The organism is Parasphingorhabdus sp. (assembly GCF_059726685.1).
The window spans coordinates 794,846-814,835 of record NZ_AP041068.1; the positions used below are offsets into that span (position 1 = coordinate 794,846).

The window sequence follows — 19,990 nt, forward strand, 5'->3', positions numbered from 1 at the left end:
GCAGTTTCTTAGACATTCAGTTTGGAAAGCTCTTTCACCATAAAATCAATAAACGCGCGAACATGGGGGGCGATTAGCTTACGGGAGGGGAAAGTAATAGAAACAGGGACGGACCGCGCATAGTAGGACGGCAGGATCCGTTTGAGAGATAACGGTTCGGTCGATCGGTCAAGCAATATATCGGGTAGAACAGCGATCATCTCGTCCGACCTTGCCAGTGCCATCAGCAGCCAAGGGTTCATGGCGATCAATCTCGGTTGTAGATCGATCGTATGATTTTCGCCGGTCTTGTCAGTAAGGATCAGCGATGGCGCGCTACGCATGCCGTGATGGAGAAGCGCTAGCGGTTTGTCGGCAAGGGTCTCGATGTCCTCAATCGGTCCGAGAATGCGAAGCGTGCTTTCTGAAGCATAGAGGCTCGCCGTCACCAAGCCGATATTCTTTGAAATCAGGCTTTCGTCCTGCGACGGGCCCACACGCAGGCCGACATCAAAACCTTCGGTAATGAAGTCGACCGCTCTGTCCGAAAGATCTATGCTGAGATTAACCTCCGGATAGGCTTTGAGGAACGATCCGATGGCCGGTGCCAGCAAAGCCTGGCCCAGAATTGTTGGGGCAGTGACCTTCAGATCTCCGGCTATGCGTTGGGAACTGCGCGCCAATATCGTTTCCACGCTCTCTGCTTCCTCAACCATCCGCCGGGCATGGTCCAGAATCGCAAGAACAGCCTCGGTTGTATTCACGGCCCTGCTGCTTCGCGTGAACAGTTTGACACCAGCCCGCTCCTCCATCTTCTGCAAGCGCCGACTGAAGGACGCAGCCGGCATATGCAATGATGCGGCCGCCGCTCTGAAGTTAAGATGCCGCTCAAGCGCGATCAGCACTTGGGCATCAATGATTTCTGAAATAATCATACCGGTTTCAACAATGCTGCGATCTAAATCTGTTCATGGATTTTCCGCTGTCTGAGGGTCAATATTTCATGTGGATATAGGGCCTTGGCGCCCAATAACCAATGCCGATGAAATCATGAAATGGAGAATATTCATAATGACCCTTCCAACTTCCGAACTCACACCTGACAATTGTGCCTTTCTCATGATTGACCATCAAGTCGGGCTATTCCAGTTCTTAACCTCGATCGAGCCGCTACGTCTGAAGAATAACATTCTTGGCCATGCGAAGACGGCAAAGGCATTTGATATCCCGGTCATTATGGGGACAAGCTGGCCGCTTGGACCCAATGGCCCGACGATGCCCGAACTGGTCGAAATATTTCCAGATGTTGAAATCATTGATCGACCCTTTGTAAATTTCTGGAGCGACGAAACCTCTCGGAAAGCGGTTGAGGCAACCGGGCGCAAGAAACTCGTTATTTCCGGTCTTGCCACTGAAGTCTGCGCGGCTTTCCCCGCGATCTCGGCGCTCCGTGAAGGCTATGAAGTTTATGTTGTCATTGATGCCTGCGCCGATTTCAACAAAGAGATTACCGAGATCACGACGCAGCGCCTTGCTGCGGCCGGGGCTATAGTGACAACCTGGGTGGCGGTACTGGCTGAACTATGCGCCAATACACAAGTCAATGGTGCCCATATTGGTACGTTGCTCGCCCATCATATGCCGCAATATTATGCCGCTATGAACAATTTCCTCGCGACAGCAGAGCATGCCGATGAAGTTGCCAAAGTGGTTGGATTGACCGGCATTCCTCCGATACAATAGTGACCGCTAGATACTAAAAGCCGTTCGGCAGCCATTGCGATGCTGCCGAACGGCCAAATTTGGTTGAGCCTCGGAGTGGAGCGAGACCTTAGCTCTGCGTCGCAATCCAGTCGTCGATTTTCTTCTCGAGCACTGTCATCGGCAATGAGCCAGTATTCAGCACCTGATCATGAAATTCGCGCGGGTCGAATTTCTCGCCGAGACTGTCCTCGGCCTTTTTCTTCAGCCGCTGGATGGTCAGCGCACCGATCTTGTAAGCCAAAGCCTGTGACGGGATTGCGATATAGCGTTCCACTTCGGCGGTGGCATCGGTTTCACCCATGCTGCTATTGTCTAGCATATATTGGATAGCCTGTTCGCGGGTCCATTTCTTGCTGTGCAGACCAGTATCAACGACCAGCCGCATGGCGCGGAGCATCTCGTCGTCCAGATGACCGAAACGCTGATAGGGATCATCGAACATGCCCATCGGGAAGCCGAGTTTTTCGGAATAAAGTGCCCAACCTTCGACGAAGGCAGTGTTGCCGCCAAAGCGCATGAAATTGGGCAGGTCTTCATTTTCCTGCGCCAGTGAAATCTGGAAATGGTGACCGGGTGCGCCTTCATGCAGGTACAGGGTCGTCATGCCGGATGTGTTGCGTGATGGCAGGTCATAGGCGTTGAAATAGAATACGCCGGGACGTGAACCGTCGGGAGTACCGCTCTGATAGGAACCGCCGGCCTGGAATTTTTCAATCGACTCGTCATAGGGACGAATTTCCAGTGGTGATTTTGGCAGTACCTTGAACTGGGTCGAGATAACCTTGTCGACTTCCTTGCCAAGGTCATAATATCCCTGTGTCAGCGCTTCGCGGGATTCCGGATGGAATTTGGGATCGGTGCGCAGATGGGTGAAGAACTCTGACAATGTGCCCTCAAAGCCCACTTCGTCCTTGATCGCTTCCATCTCCGTCTTGATCCGGGCGACTTCGCTGACGCCGAGATTATGGATATAATCGGCCTCAAGAGGCAGGGTGGTCGTGCCCTCGATCAGATGCTTGTACATCACATCGCCGCCCTTCATGTAGGACAGGCCGACACCTTCGCGGGCGACCGGCAGATATTCGTTTTTCAGGAAATCATGCAGAGTCTGATAAGATGCGAAGATTTTTTTTGTCATCGCTTCATATTCTGCGGTTAGGCGGGTTTTGTCGGCATCGCTGAAATCTTCGGGAAAGGCCTTGGTCGGCGCCATGAATGGGCTACCATCGAGGCCCAGCCCGATTTGGGTTGCGAGCTGCTCGACTACATTGCCCACGGTCAGCTTGGTTTCAACCACCCCGCTGTCCATACCCTGACGGAACCGGCCAACCGAACGGTCAATGAGCGTAATAAACTCTGCATGGCGCTTCAGGTTGTCTTCGTAGTTTTTGACAGTCTTGAATGGCGCCGCGCCCTTGCCGGATGCGAAGGTCGGGTAGAAGGTGTGAAAGCCGCTAAAATGATTAAGCGGACGGACGACGGTCAAGTCCATAATTTCCTTCGACATGCCTTTAATAGCCTGTTTCTTGTCCCGCATGAACACGTCATAGGCAATCTTGTCGGTGACACTCAGCTTGCTGCGGTCAATGGCCATGAGTGCTGCCAGTTCGCTTTCTTCAGCTGCCAGTTCGGCAGCAAAATATTCGTCACTGATATAGTCGCCGAGGCGGTCGGCATAGCGTTCATCGCCGCGGAATAGGGCACCGATCGGATTGCGCCGCAAACTGTCTTCATCACTCTTGGCGAACAGGGCCTTTAGCGTTTCGCTCTCGCTCATCGCCGGTTTGGCGGCTTCCTCTTGGACCGCGGCGGCGCTGGTTGCGGACAGGCTGTTTGCATGGGCTGCCGAAGCGGCGGCGATCAGGCTGGCACTGGCCAGCAGCGCGAGAGTTTTATGGATCATGATATTTCCCTAGTTTGTGCTGTTGTGCACGGCTAACACAGCTTGGTTTCACCTGCAACGATTGCTGATGTCGTTCGTCGAAGGGAGTCGGTCGTTGGTCAGCGAAAATCGGCTCGCTATCGCCGTGATATTTGGTGATATATCCGTTTAGTGTTTCCAGCGACCCTTCCACCGATTGAGACGAAACCATTTGGTGATGATATATTTGGTGCCCTTGATCACGGGCGCGCCGGCATGCAGCGTGTTGAGATTGGGCCTGCCATCCAGTCCCATATTGTTCCAGACAAGCAGCATCCCCTTACGCGGCTCGACCTGATATTCGAGCTGGGGAAAAGCGGTCGCGCCGCCTTCTTCGGGCTCATTCAGATAGGCCATGGCGGTCCAGCTGCGCTGACCCCCGTTATTTGCCTCCACCTTGGTCCAGTAATCCTCGGTCTCATGGAAGAAGTCGTGATGATCCTTGAATTCCTGACCAACCTCGTAACGCTGTCCCTGCAAGATTTCGCTATGCGAATTCTCCAAGCCCATCAGGTCGCAGATGGATTGCTCAATGCGCTGAATATCCTCGTCATGGGCGCTGACATTGCAGCTGTAGCTGGTCCGGTATCCATCGCGCTCGGTGCCGGTATAGAGGCTGGAGGGAACGGCCTGGGCATCGATCATTTTGATCAGCAGATCACAATCCTTGTCGGTGAGAAAATTCTGACATACAAATAGTTGCGCGTGGGGACTTTCCAACCACTGTACATGCGGATGGGCGTTCAACCGGTCTGTTACCGAACGCGTAATTTCAGCGAGGCGCTTGGGACTGTTGTTCCGGTTTGCTTTGGTCCTGGTAGCGGAAACTTTGGAGACGGACGCGTTCATGTGTCTCAGTCAATCACTCTGCCGCGAACCATCACCCAGTCAATCTTTTCCAGCACCGTAACTTCCTCAAGTGGGTTGCCGTCAAAGGCGATCAGGTCAGCGGAATATCCCGGTGCGATCCGACCAATTTGTTCCTCCATACCCAGTACTTCGGCAGCCAACGTGGTCGCGCTTATGACGGCCTCGCGCGGTGTGAGGCCGTGGCGAACCATCAAGGCAAATTCCTCAGCATTGCGGCCATGATCAAAGACTCCGGCATCCGTGCCAAAGGCCACAGGCACGCCCATGTCTTTCGCCATAGTCACGGCTTTGCCGACGCTGCCCAAAGTTTCGCGAATCTTGTTCTCGACAACCGGCGTATAAATTCCTTTGCCAAGCCCTTCGCTCACTCCCTGAAAGGCCATCAGGGTCGGGACCAGCGCGGAACCGCTGGCTTTCATGGCCTTGAGCGCAGCCTCGTCTGCAAAAGTGCCATGGTCGATCGTATCAATACCGGCACGGGCCGCGGCCTCAATACCGCGCGCTCCGTGCGCATGGGCCATAACTTTCAGTCCAAGTGAATGGGCGGTATCGGCAATGGAAATCATCTCCGCATCGGTAAAATGCGCTTCCAGGCCGCGGCCCTGCTGAGACAGCACACCTCCGGTGGCCGTAATCTTGATAATATCGGAACCGGCGCGGGAGGCCTTGCGGACTTTCTCCGCGCACTCCACCGGTCCCGTGCAGCTATAGCCGCTGGCCAGGGCATCGTTAATATCTTCCTTGAAGCCCGTGGTGTCGCCATGGCCGCCGACAATGGCCAGTGCCGGTCCTGCGGCAATGATGCGTGGCCCCGGTATTACACCCTCGGCTGTCCCCTTGCGCAGGGAGAAAGCGGAATATTGCGATGAGCCTGCCTCGCGAACGGTTGTGAAGCCGGCCTTGGCAGTCAAAAGGGCATTTTTGGCACCAACAACGACGCCCCATTCAGTAGGTTCAGTGGCCTGTTTCCAAAAATCGCCGCCGGGATCACCGGTAAGATGGACATGCAGGTCAATCAGGCCCGGCATGACGGTCTTGTCCGACATATCGATGATCGTGACAATATCCGTCGCTGCATAAGGTATGGTGGATCCTGCGTCGACTTTGGTAATTTTGCCTTCGCGCACGGTGATGATGGCCGGACCGGTTGCGCCTTTTGCCGGATCAGCGATAAGGTTGCCGACCTGGATGAACGTGACATGATCCTCTGTCGGCACGTTTTCATCAGCAGGCGCATTAACGGCAAAAGCGGGGGCTGCGAGGCCCAATGCCAGCATTGCAAGCAGGTACCGGATCATATCTCAATTTTCCTCAACTATCTTTTCGCTTGTGTGCGCCGGACAGCAGACTGTTTCAAGAGGGAAAATGGAACAAGGCCCGCAATCATTGCTGATCACGGGCCTCGCCTAAGGAATATGATTTTTATGACTTAGTAGAAGAAGTCGTAAATTACATCGACGACACGGCCATCATAGGTATCGACCAAGAGGACGTCGTCATAATAACGGATCCAGCGATAGCCACCATATGCCGGTGGCAAACGGTAACGCCACGGGTCGTTTATCCAGTAGCGCGATCCGAAGAAGGATGAGCCCAGATAGATGCCGATGTTCCAGCGGCGGTAGCTATGCCCGCGATAGGGTGCATAATAACGGCCTACGCGATAATAGTTGCGGTTATATTTGCGGTAGTTCCGCCAGTTATAACGGCGGTCATTGCGCCAGCCGCGATTCCATTTGCGATAGTCCCGCCGCGCATCGCGATAGCCTTTGCGATAACCCCGACGGTTGTCGCGGTAGCCATAGCGACGGTTATCCCGATAGCGGCGGTCAACACGGCCATCGCGGTTGCGATCCCAGCGCCGATCGACGCGGCCATTATTGTTGCGGTCGAAGCGGCGATCTATGCGTCCGTCGCGGTTACGATCCCAGCGGCGGTCCACCCGGCCGTCCCGATTACGATCACCCCGGGCAGCGGCCCGGCGATTCTCCCGATAACGTCGGTCGATCCGGCCATCGCGGTTGCGATCAACCCGCCGATCGACGCGGCCATTATTATTGCGGTCGAACCGGCGATCAATGCGTCCGTCCCGGTTCCGGTCAAAGCGGCGGTCTACCCGGCCGTCTCTATTGCGATCACCACGTCTGATAGCGCGCCGATCCGCACGGCTACGATCACGCTGCGCAACATCCCGGCGGGCTTGTCGGTTCGCGCGGCCGACATCCGCGCGGCTGCGAGAAACATTGCGGTTAACGTTGCGATTTTGTTGGCGTGTCGCTCTGCGCTGTTGCCGCATCTCGGCGCGATCACCTTCGGTCAGTACATTGGCGCGTCCACGATTGTTGCGGTTTTCGGCGCGCGCAGCCCGTCGGGCATCGCGATTACCGCGATTGGCTCTGCGCGCTTCACGATTGCCGCGATTGGCCCTTCTGGCCTCGCGATTACCGCGCCGTTCCCCGCGATTGGCGCGGCGTTCTCCGCGCCCATCGCGCTGAAAGGCGGTACTACCTGTGAGATTATTGTCAAAGACGATCGGAGCAACGCTGCGCGTGTTCTGATTCAAATTAGTGGCGAGATCGGCGGCAGAGGCCGTTGCAGGCGTCAACATGGTGGCTGCCATCAGGCCGGTTATAAAAAATAGTCGCATAGGCTTACTCCTCACTACGCGACTCCGTTTGCCGCATCTGTGGAACAAGTCATAGCTTGTTAACCCTGTCAGATAGCTGAACTTTGCTGTAATATTCAGGAAAGAATCGACTTATATGAACAAAAATTACCCAGTTGTGACGGTAAACTAGGCGTTTTCATCCTTATCAAGCCACTCTTCGAGCCATTTAATGGTATATTCGCCGGATTGAAAACCTTCATCATAAACCAGCTTTTGATGCAGCGGGATGGTGGTTTCGACGCCTTCGACAACAAATTCGTCCAGTGCGCGGGCGAGTCGCATCATGCAGCCGTCCCGGGTCCGGCCATAAACAATCAGCTTCGCGATCATGCTGTCATAATAAGGCGGGATCGAATATCCGGCGTAAAGTCCACTATCGACGCGGACATGCATGCCGCCGGGGGCATGATAGCTGGTCACCTTGCCGGGAGAAGGTGCAAAAGTTTTCGGATTTTCGGCATTGATCCGGCATTCAATCGCATGACCGGTAAATTCCAGTTCTTCCTGTTTGACCGAAAGATCACGGCCATCGGCAATGCGGATCTGTTCGCGGACCAGATCAAAGCCGGTAATCATTTCGGTGACAGGATGCTCAACCTGCAAACGCGTGTTCATCTCGATAAAGTAGAACTCACCATTCTCGTACAGAAACTCGATTGTGCCCGCGCCGCGATAGCCCATGCCCTTCATGGCATCTACGCAGACCTTGCCCATTTCTTCGCGCTGCTCTTCACTGATTACTGGTGAAGGAGCCTCCTCGAGCACTTTCTGGTGACGACGCTGCAGGGAACAATCGCGCTCACCCAGATGAATGGCGTTGCCGCGGCCGTCGCCAAAGACCTGAAATTCAATATGTCGCGGATCGCCGAGATATTTTTCAATATAGACCGTCGCGTCACCAAAGGCCGCTTTGGCTTCGGTGCCGGCTTGCTGCATCTGGGTTTCCAGCTCGGTCTCGTCGTTCACAACTTTCATGCCGCGTCCGCCGCCGCCAGAGGCTGCCTTGATGATAACCGGATAACCGACCTCAGCCGCCACCTCTTTGGCTACCTCAATGTCGCTAACTGCGCCATCGGAACCCGGAACCAGTGGAATGCCGAGATCGCCAGCGGTCTTCTTGGCAGCGACCTTGTCGCCCATGACCTTGATATGTTCCGGCTTGGGGCCGATCCATTTAATGTCATGCGCTTCGACTACTTCGGCGAAATGCGCGTTTTCCGACAGAAAGCCATAGCCTGGGTGAATCGCATCTGCGCCGCTGATTTCGGCTGCGGAGATAATCGCGGGAATGCTCAGATAGCTGTCGGTTGCCGAAGGCGGTCCAATGCAAATGGCTTCATGTGCCAGCCGCACGTGCATCGCATCTTCATCGGCGGTGCTGTGCACTGCGACGGTGTCGATGCCCAGTTCTCTGGCAGCGCGCAAGATGCGGAGCGCGATTTCGCCGCGATTGGCGATCAGGATTTTGTTGATGGTCATGCGCCGCTTCTCATCTAAGCAATCACAACGAGCGGCTGGTCAAATTCGACCGGCTGGCCGTTTTCAACCAGTATCGCTTTAACTGTGCCTGCGCTTTCCGCAGCAATCGGGTTCATCACTTTCATCGCTTCCACGATCAGCAAAGTGTCACCCTCGGCGACTTTGTCGCCGACGCTGACAAAATTCGCGGCGTCCGGGTCGGGTGCCAGATAGGCGGTGCCGACCATTGGTGACTTCTGTGCACCAGCATGATCGTCTGCCGGAGCTGACGCTGTCGCCACTTCGATTGTGGGAGCTGCGGCAGGGGCTGGCATGGGAGCCGGTGCAGCTGCCGCATGGACAGGGGCGGACGCTCCGCCACCACCACGAGAAACACGGATCTTCCGGTCGCCATCTTCGACTTCAATCTCGCTGAGGCCAGCGCCATCCAATATCCCGGCAAGCTCCCGGACCACTTCGAGGTCCACATTCATGCTGCCATCACTGTCTTTTTTTGCGGCCATTTCTGGTTCCCATTTTGAAGTTAAAACTAGTTCTAGAATTTTTGCGCGGCGTCGAGCGCCAACTGATAACCCAAAGCACCAAAGCCGCAAATAGTTCCTTTTGCAACCGGTGCAATCAAACTCTTATGTCGAAATTCTTCGCGTGCGGCGGGATTGGACAGATGCACCTCTATCACCGGCACGTCTATCGCCTTCACCGCGTCATGCAGAGCGATGGATGTATGGGTCAACGCGCCAGCGTTCAAGATTACGGCCTGTGCCTCATCAGCAGCGGCCTCGTGCAGCCAGTCGACCAGATGGCCTTCATGATTGCTCTGACGGATATCAACTTCAAGGCTTAGCTCGTGCGCCTGATCCTCCAGCCGCCCGGCAATATCATCCAGCGTATCGGAACCATAAATTTCCGGCTCCCGCATGCCCAGCAGATTAAGGTTGGGGCCGTTCAGCACAAAGACGGTCTTTTTGGTGCTTTTTCCCTCTGACAATATAATGTCCCCCATATGGCGCTTTTGGTTGCGGCACTGCTTAGCTGTTTATATGGCCTCTTTATAGGGCTCGATTCCGAAAAGCGAGATCAAACAAATGGAAACATTAGTAATGTCGGAAATTTCAATTCAGCTGAATGGCGATAGCAGGCGCATAGAAGGCGGCATGTCTGTTGCCGATTTGGTGCGGTCGCTGGATCTGGAGCCAGAGAAAGTGGCAGTGGAGCGCAACCGCCAAATCGTGACACGTTCGACTTTGGGCGATGTTACGGTTGAAGACGGCGATCAGCTTGAGATTGTCCATTTTGTTGGTGGCGGTTAAGAGCTTCCGGTGGAAAAGATCGTAGAGAATCTTTTGGCGATATTTTTCATCTACATCGGCACCATCTTGGGCCTGGTTGGGTGGACTTTCGAAAATTGCACAATGGGAAGCACCGACAAGATCTCGTTCGGTATTTTTGCGAATGGAATTTCTTGTTTCTTGGGCATGTACCTACTATTTTTATCGGAGCCGAAAAAGCTCGTATTTTTTTATCTTGTTCCCCCTAGTTTGTTGGCTTTTGTCAATATTATTATTGTCGGCGAGTTTGGAGCCAATCTCCTTATTCGCAATCAGTCAATATGCGACACTATTATAGGTCAGGATTCAGGCTATGTTGCGAACGGTACAGTTTTGATAGTCAGCAGCCTACTTATCAACTTACTATTCTTGACCAGCGTCATAATTCTATACGGCAAAGAGAGAAAATTGAGAGTTTATGAGCAAAGAAAGTAATCGAGACGGCTGGAGCGTAGCAGGTCAAAATTTCAAATCGCGCCTGATTGTCGGAACCGGCAAATATAAGGATTTTGAAGAAAATGCCGCGGCGGTAGAGGCGGCTGGCGCAGAGATTGTTACCGTGGCCGTGCGGCGCGTGAATGTAATGGATCGCAATCAGCCGATGCTGACCGATTTTATCGATCCCAAGAAAACCACCTATCTGCCCAACACCGCTGGCTGCTTTAATGCCGATGACGCGATCCGCACTTTACGGCTGGCGCGTGAGGCAGGCGGCTGGGATCTGGTGAAGCTGGAAGTGTTAGGCGAAGCGAAGACGCTATACCCCAATATGCGCGAGACGCTGGAAGCGACCGAAGTGCTCGCCAAGGAAGGCTTCAAGCCGATGGTCTATTGTGTCGATGATCCGATTGCCGCGAAACAGCTGGAAGATGCGGGCGCGGTTGCGATCATGCCGCTGGGCGCGCCGATCGGCTCCGGCCTGGGCATCCAGAACCGCGTCACCATCCGTTTGATTGTTGAGGGCGCCAGCGTTCCCGTTCTGGTTGATGCCGGCGTCGGTACCGCTAGCGATGCAGCAGTCGCAATGGAACTGGGCTGTGACGGCGTGCTGATGAATACAGCCATCGCGGAGGCGAAGGAACCTGTGCGGATGGCCCGCGCGATGAAGCTTGCCGTCGAAGCAGGGCGGGAAGCTTATCTGTCTGGTCGGATGGGGCGGCGGATGTACGCTGACCCTTCGAGTCCGCTTTCCGGGTTGATCTAGTCGAATCGGAGCTGATTTAGCCTCATAATACAGCATGATTCGGTGTAATCTGTAACTAATTGAATAGTAACAAAAGTTACATAGCTTTACTTTGATCGACGTTCCGATGTCGTTGGTCGAAGCCTTTTGCCGTTCACCGATCAAAATGGTGGTTTATCGAACATCGGATGCTCGTCGGTACCGCTTCCCGTATCTAAGAATACGAGGCGGGAGCAAAGCATAAGTCAAAGCTCTTCCCCGAGCTCGTCGAAACAACCCGCTTTCGCCTCATCAACCCCCACCCTGTGTCGGGCAGGGATAACAGGAGCAGGCCGGTCCCCTTTTTCCGGTTTGCCAGCTAATTTTTTTGAGGAGTAAACACATGAAAAATTCCATCTTGAGCAAAAGCCTTTTTGCCGCCGCCGCGATTGCGGTAACCGCCACGGGTTTTTCCGCCAGTGCAAGTGCCCAGGGTCGCATCACAAAGTCTGTTGAAGTCAGCTATGCCGATCTGGATCTCACCAGCGCAGAAGGTCAGTCAACTTTGGATGGCCGGATCAAAGGTGCCGTGCGCCAGGTTTGCGGTAGCTATGATCGCAAAAGCCTAAGCGAAATGGCAGACCATGGTGACTGCATTGAAGAAGCAAATCTGTCCGCCAAGCGCGCCAAGGTATCTCTGATCGCCAGGGCTGAAGCAGGAACACTTGGCACCAGTACCGTGGTTATCGGCGGTAACTAAAAAACACTCCAAGAGCCGCGAATCCCAATTAAGCGGCCCCAATTTTGGCCAAACCAACTATGGACCCCGGTGCCCTTACACCGGGGTTTATTTTTGGGTTCTGCACATTGTGAGGGCGATGCCAGTCAATATGGCGATTGCGCATCAGAAACTAGCTTATCGTCCTGCCAGCTTCTTAGCTTCTGCCAAATGGGTGCGACCTATGCGGATTTCGGTCCCGCATTTCAGGCATGCGATCCAGATGCCGCCGCCATCGTGGCGCAGGCCGGCAATCCAGTCCCGGCGGACCAGATGGGATCGATGTAGGCGAATGAAATGTTCAGGATTGAGCCGCTCCTCTAGCCCGGTGATTGTTTGATGGAGCAAATAGCTGGTCCCGCCTTGCTCGTTTCCTTTTTCACCCGCTGTTTCTCTGGAAACATGCAGCCGCATATAGTCACGCTCTGCCTCTATCCGGTTGATTTCCGAGGCTGTGATACGGCGCAGCTCTGATTTATAGGGTACCCAGAACTCTTCCGCCCAGGGAGAATCCTCGGTCGTCATTGATGTTTGCTCAATCTTTCGCTCTAGCACCCGGGCTATGGCAATTGACAGCCGTTCGGTTTCAACGGGTTTGAGCACATAATCGATCGCCGCCACGCCAAAGGCTTCCACTGCAAATTTATCAAAGGCGGTCACAAAAATAATTGCCGGCTTTTTTTGAAGGCCGGACAGGTTCTGCGCAACCTCCAGCCCGGTCATGCCAGGCATCGCGATGTCAAGCAGCAACAGGTCCGGTTCCAGCTGTTCGGTCAACCGGATTGCAGCTTCGCCATCACTGGCGGTACCGACCAAGTTGATATGCTCTTGCCGCGCGCACAAGAGTTGCAAACGTTCAATCGCTAGCGGTTCGTCATCGACGATCAGTGTATTAAGCTGTGATGGTGCCAGAGTGTCATCGTCTGCCATAATCAGATATCCGCTAAGAGAGGCATGGTTAGTTCTGCAACAAAGCCGCCGGTTTCAGGAGAACGGGTTTTCAACTTGGCTTGAGAACCAAATCTGGTCTCCAGCCGGTCACGAACATTGGCAAGCCCGATGCCGCTATTCTGATCACTGGATCTGGCTTGTGCGCCTGGCCGTGCTTCGCCATCATCAGCTACAGTGAGTTTCAGGAAATCACCTTCCTCCACCGCGCTGATAGTGATTGTCACCGGGCGCTTGGAATGCGCGACCCCGTGTTTGATCGCGTTTTCGACAAGCGGTTGCAGGATCAACCCCGGCACCAGCACATCCATCAGCGCATCGGGAATGTGAGTTTCTGTTTTCAGCCGTTTGGGAAAACGCACTGCCTCAATATCAAGGTAAAGATTTTGCAGATGCACTTCTTCGGACAGCGCGACATCTTCCAGCGGATCTCCAGACAGGCTGGTGCGATAGAATTTCGACAGGTTGAGGATCATCTTTTCCGCTTCCTCAGGCTGGCTGCGCATGACCAGAGTGCTCAGACTGTTGAGTGTATTGAAAAGGAAATGCGGGTTCACCTGATAGCGCAAACTGCGTAGCTCCGCATCCTGCGCCGCCTGGGCGAAGCGTGCGGCCTTGCGTTCGACGGTGCGTACTGCGCTCGCATAGCTGAGTGTCAGGTATAGCGAGGCCCAGCTGATGATGAAGAAAAACCGCGAAACACTGTCTTCGACTATGGCCTGCAGGGCATAGTTTTCTTTCTCCATATATTCGCGCATCTTTTCCAAATGCGCTTCGTCAAACAGGCTTTGGGGATCGTAAACGTTAAACATGTAATAGTTGAAGGCGCCAATCGCGATGGCGCAGGGAATCGCACCTGCAAAAGCGGTAATAATCCGGGTAGACAGGGCCTTGTCTTCAAATAGCAGCAGCAGCCGGTATAGCAGATAGGTGATGGCGATCCCCAACACTGTCACAACCACGCGGCGCAGCGCCAGTTCGTCCTGCGCCGGCCAGTCGCTCACCGCAGCTCGAATGGTAATAATAATCACGTAAAATAGCCAAAAGCCGAGGATCGACAGGATGGCGACCTGTTGCCCGACCGATGTTTTGTGATGTCCGATGTCGAATTTTCTCATTGAGCGCCCATTTTTCTTATTGCCATACAGCTTAGGACGAAATGGTATCAATTGTCTCTATCGCAATTGTACCCGGTCGAAACATAGTTGCGGTTGGTCGAAACCTTTGTTCGTGACCCGCCAAATTACGCCGATATTTTAACATCATAAGCGGCTTTGCATCATGATCTTTGAATGAATCTGACTGCGTTTAACCAAATACTAACCATGTTTTGGTCCAATGGCTCTCGTGGATGAAGGACCGCGTGTTGCACAGTAGGAGTTACCATGGCCAAAGATATGCAAGTGATACCCGGCGCGATGACGCTAGCGGAAATGAAAGAATTTGCGGGCTTTGGTTCGGCCACCCAGCGTTATATCCGGCGCTCTCTTGATATTGGCCTCGATCGTGCGGACGCCGTGCAGACCTGGTCTCGTGACGCGGTTGAGGAAGCCGGTATCAAAGTACAGATGAAACTCTACCAGCGGCTTGCCGATATCCGCAAAGCCATTCCGCAGGATTGTGCGATTGACGGCATTGAAAAATTCATGCCTGCGCTGATCGCGCTTTCCGCCTATGATCTGGGGCAAGGACGGATAAACAGCTTTCCCGCTTACCGTTTTCTTTATGAACGCCTGCTTGGCCCCGATGCGCGGCCTTGGCTCCCCGGCAGCTTTTGTGCCGCGGCGTCCCTCCCGCATTTGCACCCGAAGACACGAAAGGGCTTGCTGCAGTCGATTAGCGAAGCGGCGGCGACTGCCCCCGGCTGGTCAACTCGCGAGCCTAGCTTTTTCCCCGAATGGGTCGAGAAAGTGGATATCAACAAGGCGGCGCACTAAGCGGTTTCCATCCTCCCCTCCTTGGGCGCGATATCAATTGAGAATCAGTGACGCAGGTCATCTGATCACATGATCCTCGCGCCAAATAACCCTTGCTCTGGTTGGGCTACTCCATAACAGTGGCACAGCGGCCCGTCACAAACCTCGCTGAGGAGAGCAAAAGGATATGCATCGTTTTTTGACATTCATGGCGGCTTGCCTGTTTTTGGGCTTGCCCGGACCGGCATTGGCCAGTGATGCGATTTTTCCCGCAGGTGGCACCGTAGGCCTTGCACCACCGGGCGCCATGACAAGAGCAGATAGCTTTGCCGGTTTTCAGGATAGCGCAGAAAGTGCATCGATACTGATCGTAGAATTTCCAGCGGAAGCCTATGCTGAACTGGCATCTATGTTCGGTTCCGAGAAACTCGCTGCGGTGGTGACGATCGACGCACCTGTAGAATCGTTGAAACTTGCGGGTGACATTGATGCGTTGCTGGCAGCAGGTTCGCAGACACAGCAGGGCATTGAATATCGTAAATGGGTGATGATTGCAGGTGGTGCTGAAACCACGGCCATGGTGACCGTGCAGATACCATCGACCAGCAAGGCTTATCCTGACGCGCAAGTCTTGGAGGCTCTGCAATCCTTAAGTTTCCAGCCGCGCGGGTCGCTGGAAGACGAAATAGCAGGATTGCCATTCACGCTGGTGGAGCGGGCTGATTTCCGGGCCATACGCACTTTGGCCGGCAGCGGTTTGATTATGACCGATGGTCCCAAAGACGTGGTGGCCGACGCATCTCAACCGCTGGTGATCGTTGCCTCCAGTCTGGGCTCCAATCCGGTGATTGGCACGCTGGACGAGGATCAGCGCATGCAATTGGCCCTTAACGCCATGCAAGGCCTGAATTTCAAGGATTTCCAAGCCGACGCCACTGATATTGAAGAGGATGGCGATGTGGTTATCACGGGAACCGGTACGAACCCGGACGGCCAGAAAATGATGCTCCGCCAGATCATGCGTTTCGCAAACAGCGGCCATGTCCGCACAGTTTGCATTTTTACGGCTGAGCAAGATGTGTCGGGACGCTGTGACGAGGTCGGGCAGGCGGTAGTCTTAAAGGGTGATAGCGAAAGCGCAGCGCCGGAAGAATAGCGGCAGCGTCGCTGACGCAGCCAGGCTGATAACAATTTTAAGGCCGGTGAGCAGGGCGTCAGGCGGCCTGGATGCTGTCGGGTAGTGCCGCCTCGAACTCGCTTTCCGCAAGATCGATCAGATGCCGGTCATCCTCGTTCCATGGATGAAAGCCGGGCAGGAAAAATTTGATCCAAGGCACGATGATCTTTCGCGCCACGCCGGGTTTTGCGAGCAAAAAGCCGAAAAGCTTCATCTTGGTGCGAAAGCCTGTAAATCCGTCTTGTGCCAGCAGGTCGAGCGTGTCGGTATAGCGGTTGGTCCAGAAATTTCGGGTGATGACGAGCATCAGCAGCGATTTGACTTTCCACCGCTGCCAGCGGGACCAGTCACGGGTCGCATAGAGCCAGGTATCATAGGCAACGCCCTTATGCTCAATCTCTTCGAGTGCATGCCAGCGCCACAGATCAGCCGTTTCCTTGTCGGCATTGGCGAAATGCTGCGGATTGGCGATAAATTGCTGCGCCATGATCGCGGTAAAATGTTCGAGGATCATCGTCGCGCCAAGATTGGCAATGGCAGGACGGTCTTTGGCCATTTCGAGCGACTCGATGACGCGTTTTTCGATTTTGCTGGTATCATAACCGGCTTCTTCCACGCGGCGGTTAAGCGCTACATGCTCACGGGTATGGATGATTTCCTGTTTGACGAAGGCGCGAATTTCTTTTTGCAGTTTTTCCGGGGTGACATCGCGAAACGCCTTCACGCTTTCAATAAAAAACGCCTCACCACGTGGAAAAGTAAGGGAAAGCGCGTTATAAAAAGCCGTCGCAACGGGATCGTCATTCAGCCACCAGCGACCCGGTTGATGCGCGGCATCGCGGCCAAAGCGGCGATCGCGCGGCGTGATCTGATGATCTTTCGGCGTAGGCGTATCAATCGTTTCCGGCCCGGCTTGCAAGTTGCTATGCATATTCATAAGGGGTTCGCTTTTTCACAAAATGACGCTAGTCTGTATTTTGGATATTAGGGTTACTTACATAGATGTCAATAGCTAAACGACGCCTCTCGCCGGAAGAAAGCCGCAGCATGGCGCTGGCGGCTGCCCGCGATTTGTTAATCGAAGCAGGGCCGCAAGCGGTCACGCTCAAAGCCGTCGCTTCACGGATCGGGCGGACACATGCCAATCTGCTGCACCATTTCGGGTCTGCATCGGGGCTGCAAAAATCGCTCGCGCAATATCTCACCGACCAGGTTTGCGGTTCTATTGCCGAGGCGGTGCTGAAATCGCGTACCGGGGAGGGTTCGGTACGCGATATTGTAGATCTGACCTTTGATGCTTTTGACAAGCAGGGGGCCGGCGCCTTGTCTTCATGGATGTTGCTGACCGGCAATGAAGATGCACTCGACCCGATTGTCGATGCGATTCATGCGCTGGTCGACGAAGTTGGTGAAGGCGGTCATGAAGATCGCGAGATGCATGAGGATACGCTAACGCTGGTGCTGATGGCTCTGGGTGACGCTCTGATCGGGGAGCGGCTGGCAGACTCGCTTGGCCTGACACGCCATAGCGCGCGTGATCTGGCGGAACGGCATCTGGAAAGCGCGCTGGACCGCTGGAAATGCGAGCATGAGAATTAGGCCGCCAATATTTTGACGGCCATTTCCTCTGAAATGGACCAAATTACCGACTATTTTACGCAGCTTTACATATAATATTTCCACAGCGCTCATCGAAGACGCCCAGTTTGTAACAGCGGGGGAAATGCTATGGAATATCGTCCCGAAATCTCGGGATCACAGCGGACATTGCACCCTGATGATCCGGCCGTGCATCTTGTGGGGGACAGCGCAGCGATTGAAGAGGTGCGCAGCCTGATCCGCTATGCGGCGGCGACCACAATACCTGTGATGATAACCGGGCCTTCTGGTTGCGGTAAGGAAGTGGTGGCAAAATCATTGCATCGCTGCTCCGAGCGGGCAGGCGAGAAATTTGTCGGGGTGAATTGTGGGGCAATACCCAGGGATTTGCTTGAATCTGAACTGTTCGGGCATGAGAAAGGCAGTTTTACCGGCGCTATAGCGCAGCGCATCGGACAGTTTGAAGATGCCAGCAAGGGGACGTTATTTCTCGATGAAATAGGCGATATGCCTTTTGATATGCAGGTCAAATTGCTTCGCGTGCTGGAAGAAAAACAGATCGAGCGGGTCGGCAGCACAGGGGCCATCCCGATTGATACGCGGATCATTTCGGCCACCCACCAGAATCTGGATCAAGCCATTACCGAAAAGCGCTTCCGCGAGGATCTTTTCTACCGGCTTTCGGTCTTTCCCATCGACATCCCCGCGCTAAAGGAACGCCGGGATGATATTGCGCCGCTGATCCACCACTTCATTCACCAGATTGGCGGCGAAGACATATATTTTACCGCCGAAGCGATGGACATACTGGAAAATTATGCCTGGCCCGGCAATGCCCGTGAACTGCGCAATATTATCGAACGGGCGGTCCTTTTATTTCCTGGCATGATGATATCGGCAAGCCAGGTATCCACACTGTTTCGCCGCCGGGCGTCCAATGCGCCCACCTATCAGGCAGATTCCCTGCCATCCCGTTTTCCCGGTGTGCCGGAAGCGCGTCCATTCATGGATGAGTCGAATGGCCGCGGGACGCTGGGCGGCGGCTTTGATCTTAAAAAACATCTCATGCAGGAGGAGCGCAAATATCTGCTTTCCGCGCTGAGAATGGCGGAGGGCGTGGTCGCGGAAGCGGCGCATCTGGTCAGTCTACGCCGAACAACCTTTGTCGAGAAAATGCGGCGCCACAAAATTGAACGCAGGATGGCGCTGGGCGACCCGCGTTCGGGACTTGTCGCTGGATCAATCCGTGGCGAATAGCTGATCATCATCGGCAAAGGCCTTGAATTCAAGGGCATTGCCGCTGGGGTCGCGGAAAAACATCGTTGCCTGTTCCCCGGTCTCACCACGGAAGCGGACGGTCGGTGGGATCACGAATTCTGTTTCGTGCTGTTTCAATCGCTCTGCCAGTGCTTCCCATTGGGGCATCGTCAGAACCACACCAAAATGAGGCACAGGTACATTTTCGCGGTCTACTGGCTTGGTAACTGCACTTGGCTTGGCGTCGGTATCAAGATGGGTGACTATCTGATGACCGTAGAGGTTGAAATCAATCCAGTGATCGTTGCTTCTACCTTCTTCGCAGCTCAGCAAATCGCCATAGAAATGACGGGCGGCTGCCAGATCATTGACTGGGAAGGCGAGGTGAAAGGGGCGGTGTTCAATGTTCAAAATTCTGCTCCTTTTTCTTGGGCGCGGCGAGCGCGAAGCAATGATCAATATCCAGCTCGGTCTGGTTTTTCTGCCGAACGCTCATTTCCTCGCGAGTCTGTGTGAGAATCACATCGCTCTCATTACCACTTTTGCCCTCCCCCCGCATCGTTTCACGCGCCCGGTTGTCGAGAACAAAAGCCAAAGTCTTCAAATCTTGCGCCATTTTGGACAGTTTTTCCCGCCGATAGACCTCTTCATAGGCAAGCTGCATGATCGCTGCGCATTGATTCAGGGTTGGCTTGGGTTTGGCGGGAATCTCTGTATCGAGCAGCGGCAGACATTTTCCCATTTCTTCGGCAACCACTTCCTGCGGCTCGCCGACATTTTTGACCTTCGCCTGCTGATCGGCAACCGCCGCCAAAATGGCGTCGCGCACCTGCTCCCGGGATTGACCGGTTTCGACCATGACTCTTTCACCGACCTGCCCGGCATAGACCCGGCCCCGTTCGGTGAGCAGAGGATAGGAAAGCGCGCTTTCAATTCCGCGTTCCTGTTCCGATGCGACAATGGCAAAGGCGGCAACGCAAGACAAATCACGCTTGTGGATCTCGGCCAGCGCAGTAGCTTTGGCCCCTTTATCGGCAGGCACGGGCTGGGCCAGCGCCAGTAATATCAGCATTATTTTTTCCATGACGCTCCTATAGCGGTGCTTGCGCATTTGCAGCAAACGGCAATTGCGGGATAATCTTTT

Annotated in this window: 21 protein-coding genes and 1 pseudogene; 9 read left to right on the forward strand and 13 right to left on the reverse strand. The window is 54.3% G+C overall.

Annotated features, from left to right (window positions below; translation table 11 throughout):
* Positions 1–8 precede the first annotated feature (8 nt).
* Positions 9–914: a LysR family transcriptional regulator gene (locus AC6I9Z_RS03930; RefSeq protein ID WP_461458696.1), complete on the reverse strand. Its 906-nt coding sequence runs from the start codon at positions 912–914 to the stop codon at positions 9–11.
* 136 nt (positions 915–1,050) lie between these two features.
* On the opposite strand from AC6I9Z_RS03930, the gene AC6I9Z_RS03935 reads away from it, so the two are divergent.
* On the forward strand, positions 1,051–1,722 hold the full coding sequence (locus tag AC6I9Z_RS03935; protein ID WP_461458695.1) for a hydrolase: 672 nt from the start codon (positions 1,051–1,053) through the stop codon (positions 1,720–1,722).
* An 88-nt stretch (positions 1,723–1,810) separates the two neighbouring features.
* On the opposite strand, the gene AC6I9Z_RS03940 is transcribed toward AC6I9Z_RS03935, so the two are convergent.
* The 7 genes from AC6I9Z_RS03940 to aroQ all read right to left on the reverse strand — a co-directional run bounded on the left by AC6I9Z_RS03940 (position 1,811) and on the right by aroQ (position 9,669).
* On the reverse strand, positions 1,811–3,646 hold the full coding sequence (locus AC6I9Z_RS03940) for a DUF885 domain-containing protein (protein WP_461458693.1): 1,836 nt from the start codon (positions 3,644–3,646) through the stop codon (positions 1,811–1,813).
* 147 nt (positions 3,647–3,793) lie between these two features.
* A complete protein-coding gene (locus AC6I9Z_RS03945; RefSeq protein ID WP_461458691.1) occupies positions 3,794–4,513 on the reverse strand; it encodes a prolyl hydroxylase family protein in 720 nt (239 codons plus the stop codon).
* A 5-nt stretch (positions 4,514–4,518) separates the two neighbouring features.
* A complete protein-coding gene (locus AC6I9Z_RS03950) occupies positions 4,519–5,832 on the reverse strand; it encodes a metal-dependent hydrolase family protein (RefSeq protein ID WP_461458689.1) in 1,314 nt (437 codons plus the stop codon).
* 131 nt (positions 5,833–5,963) lie between these two features.
* A complete protein-coding gene (locus AC6I9Z_RS03955) occupies positions 5,964–7,181 on the reverse strand; it encodes an RcnB family protein (protein WP_461458687.1) in 1,218 nt (405 codons plus the stop codon).
* A gap of 147 nt (positions 7,182–7,328) precedes the next feature.
* Positions 7,329–8,681, reverse strand: coding sequence for an acetyl-CoA carboxylase biotin carboxylase subunit (accC, locus tag AC6I9Z_RS03960; protein WP_461458685.1), 1,353 nt, complete (start codon positions 8,679–8,681; stop codon positions 7,329–7,331).
* Positions 8,682–8,695: 14 nt separating this feature from the next.
* The gene (gene accB / locus AC6I9Z_RS03965; RefSeq protein ID WP_461458683.1) at positions 8,696–9,184 is read right to left on the reverse strand and encodes an acetyl-CoA carboxylase biotin carboxyl carrier protein; all 489 of its coding nucleotides are present in this window, start codon (positions 9,182–9,184) and stop codon (positions 8,696–8,698) included.
* A gap of 32 nt (positions 9,185–9,216) precedes the next feature.
* Entirely contained in the window at positions 9,217–9,669 is a 453-nt protein-coding gene (aroQ, locus tag AC6I9Z_RS03970; protein WP_461458681.1) for a type II 3-dehydroquinate dehydratase, read from the reverse strand.
* 112 nt (positions 9,670–9,781) lie between these two features.
* On the opposite strand from aroQ, the pseudogene thiS reads away from it, so the two are divergent.
* From thiS to AC6I9Z_RS03990, 4 genes and pseudogenes are all read left to right on the forward strand, one after another.
* Positions 9,782–9,988 (forward strand): annotated as a pseudogene (gene thiS / locus AC6I9Z_RS03975) (sulfur carrier protein ThiS); the annotation flags it as partial.
* Positions 9,989–10,000: 12 nt separating this feature from the next.
* Positions 10,001–10,444 carry a hypothetical protein gene (locus AC6I9Z_RS03980; RefSeq protein WP_461458679.1) on the forward strand — a complete coding sequence of 148 codons (444 nt, stop codon included), beginning with the start codon at positions 10,001–10,003 and terminating at the stop codon, positions 10,442–10,444.
* Entirely contained in the window at positions 10,428–11,213 is a 786-nt protein-coding gene (locus AC6I9Z_RS03985) for a thiazole synthase (protein ID WP_461458677.1), read from the forward strand. The genes AC6I9Z_RS03980 and AC6I9Z_RS03985 overlap by 17 nt, the downstream gene beginning before the upstream one ends.
* A gap of 361 nt (positions 11,214–11,574) precedes the next feature.
* On the forward strand, positions 11,575–11,931 hold the full coding sequence (locus tag AC6I9Z_RS03990) for a UrcA family protein (protein WP_461458675.1): 357 nt from the start codon (positions 11,575–11,577) through the stop codon (positions 11,929–11,931).
* Positions 11,932–12,087: 156 nt separating this feature from the next.
* Here the strand turns inward: AC6I9Z_RS03990 and AC6I9Z_RS03995 are convergent, their stop codons facing one another.
* Positions 12,088–12,879 carry a LytR/AlgR family response regulator transcription factor gene (locus AC6I9Z_RS03995; protein WP_461458673.1) on the reverse strand — a complete coding sequence of 264 codons (792 nt, stop codon included), beginning with the start codon at positions 12,877–12,879 and terminating at the stop codon, positions 12,088–12,090.
* Positions 12,880–12,881: 2 nt separating this feature from the next.
* Positions 12,882–14,015, reverse strand: a complete 1,134-nt coding sequence (locus AC6I9Z_RS04000) for a sensor histidine kinase (RefSeq protein ID WP_461458671.1) — start codon at positions 14,013–14,015, stop codon at positions 12,882–12,884.
* Positions 14,016–14,282: 267 nt separating this feature from the next.
* Here AC6I9Z_RS04000 and AC6I9Z_RS04005 point away from each other — a divergent pair, with 267 nt between their 5' ends.
* The gene (locus tag AC6I9Z_RS04005) at positions 14,283–14,834 is read left to right on the forward strand and encodes a hypothetical protein (RefSeq protein ID WP_461458669.1); all 552 of its coding nucleotides are present in this window, start codon (positions 14,283–14,285) and stop codon (positions 14,832–14,834) included.
* A 166-nt stretch (positions 14,835–15,000) separates the two neighbouring features.
* On the forward strand, positions 15,001–15,969 hold the full coding sequence (locus AC6I9Z_RS04010) for a hypothetical protein (RefSeq protein ID WP_461458667.1): 969 nt from the start codon (positions 15,001–15,003) through the stop codon (positions 15,967–15,969).
* Between the two features lie 58 nt (positions 15,970–16,027).
* Here the strand turns inward: AC6I9Z_RS04010 and AC6I9Z_RS04015 are convergent, their stop codons facing one another.
* Positions 16,028–16,927 (reverse strand): metal-dependent hydrolase, encoded by a 900-nt coding sequence (locus AC6I9Z_RS04015; RefSeq protein ID WP_461458665.1) that lies wholly within the window; start codon positions 16,925–16,927, stop codon positions 16,028–16,030.
* Positions 16,928–16,992: 65 nt separating this feature from the next.
* On the opposite strand from AC6I9Z_RS04015, the gene AC6I9Z_RS04020 reads away from it, so the two are divergent.
* Complete coding sequence (locus AC6I9Z_RS04020; RefSeq protein ID WP_109355767.1) at positions 16,993–17,589, forward strand: TetR/AcrR family transcriptional regulator; 597 nt, start codon at positions 16,993–16,995, stop codon at positions 17,587–17,589.
* A 129-nt stretch (positions 17,590–17,718) separates the two neighbouring features.
* A complete protein-coding gene (locus tag AC6I9Z_RS04025; RefSeq protein WP_461458662.1) occupies positions 17,719–18,846 on the forward strand; it encodes a sigma-54 interaction domain-containing protein in 1,128 nt (375 codons plus the stop codon).
* On the opposite strand, the gene AC6I9Z_RS04030 is transcribed toward AC6I9Z_RS04025, so the two are convergent.
* Positions 18,829–19,251 carry a VOC family protein gene (locus AC6I9Z_RS04030; protein WP_109356215.1) on the reverse strand — a complete coding sequence of 141 codons (423 nt, stop codon included), beginning with the start codon at positions 19,249–19,251 and terminating at the stop codon, positions 18,829–18,831. The two genes, AC6I9Z_RS04025 and AC6I9Z_RS04030, sit on opposite strands and share 18 nt — an antisense overlap.
* On the reverse strand, positions 19,247–19,930 hold the full coding sequence (locus tag AC6I9Z_RS04035; protein ID WP_461458660.1) for a hypothetical protein: 684 nt from the start codon (positions 19,928–19,930) through the stop codon (positions 19,247–19,249). Before AC6I9Z_RS04035 ends, AC6I9Z_RS04030 begins: the two co-directional genes overlap by 5 nt.
* Positions 19,931–19,990 lie beyond the last annotated feature (60 nt).

What these genes read in the sequence shown, in the direction of transcription:
- AC6I9Z_RS03930 (WP_461458696.1), bottom strand. Translation starts at nt 914, where the DNA reads ATGATTATTTCAGAAATCATTGATGCCCAAGTGCTGATCGCGCTTGAG.
- AC6I9Z_RS03935 (WP_461458695.1), top strand. Translation starts at nt 1,051, where the DNA reads ATGACCCTTCCAACTTCCGAACTCACACCTGACAATTGTGCCTTTCTC.
- AC6I9Z_RS03940 (WP_461458693.1), bottom strand. Translation starts at nt 3,646, where the DNA reads ATGATCCATAAAACTCTCGCGCTGCTGGCCAGTGCCAGCCTGATCGCC.
- AC6I9Z_RS03945 (WP_461458691.1), bottom strand. Translation starts at nt 4,513, where the DNA reads ATGAACGCGTCCGTCTCCAAAGTTTCCGCTACCAGGACCAAAGCAAAC.
- AC6I9Z_RS03950 (WP_461458689.1), bottom strand. Translation starts at nt 5,832, where the DNA reads ATGATCCGGTACCTGCTTGCAATGCTGGCATTGGGCCTCGCAGCCCCC.
- AC6I9Z_RS03955 (WP_461458687.1), bottom strand. Translation starts at nt 7,181, where the DNA reads ATGCGACTATTTTTTATAACCGGCCTGATGGCAGCCACCATGTTGACG.
- accC (WP_461458685.1), bottom strand. Translation starts at nt 8,681, where the DNA reads ATGACCATCAACAAAATCCTGATCGCCAATCGCGGCGAAATCGCGCTC.
- accB (WP_461458683.1), bottom strand. Translation starts at nt 9,184, where the DNA reads ATGGCCGCAAAAAAAGACAGTGATGGCAGCATGAATGTGGACCTCGAA.
- AC6I9Z_RS03985 (WP_461458677.1), top strand. Translation starts at nt 10,428, where the DNA reads ATGAGCAAAGAAAGTAATCGAGACGGCTGGAGCGTAGCAGGTCAAAAT.
- AC6I9Z_RS03990 (WP_461458675.1), top strand. Translation starts at nt 11,575, where the DNA reads ATGAAAAATTCCATCTTGAGCAAAAGCCTTTTTGCCGCCGCCGCGATT.
- AC6I9Z_RS03995 (WP_461458673.1), bottom strand. Translation starts at nt 12,879, where the DNA reads ATGGCAGACGATGACACTCTGGCACCATCACAGCTTAATACACTGATC.
- AC6I9Z_RS04000 (WP_461458671.1), bottom strand. Translation starts at nt 14,015, where the DNA reads ATGAGAAAATTCGACATCGGACATCACAAAACATCGGTCGGGCAACAG.
- AC6I9Z_RS04005 (WP_461458669.1), top strand. Translation starts at nt 14,283, where the DNA reads ATGGCCAAAGATATGCAAGTGATACCCGGCGCGATGACGCTAGCGGAA.
- AC6I9Z_RS04010 (WP_461458667.1), top strand. Translation starts at nt 15,001, where the DNA reads ATGCATCGTTTTTTGACATTCATGGCGGCTTGCCTGTTTTTGGGCTTG.
- AC6I9Z_RS04015 (WP_461458665.1), bottom strand. Translation starts at nt 16,927, where the DNA reads ATGAATATGCATAGCAACTTGCAAGCCGGGCCGGAAACGATTGATACG.
- AC6I9Z_RS04020 (WP_109355767.1), top strand. Translation starts at nt 16,993, where the DNA reads ATGTCAATAGCTAAACGACGCCTCTCGCCGGAAGAAAGCCGCAGCATG.
- AC6I9Z_RS04025 (WP_461458662.1), top strand. Translation starts at nt 17,719, where the DNA reads ATGGAATATCGTCCCGAAATCTCGGGATCACAGCGGACATTGCACCCT.
- AC6I9Z_RS04035 (WP_461458660.1), bottom strand. Translation starts at nt 19,930, where the DNA reads ATGGAAAAAATAATGCTGATATTACTGGCGCTGGCCCAGCCCGTGCCT.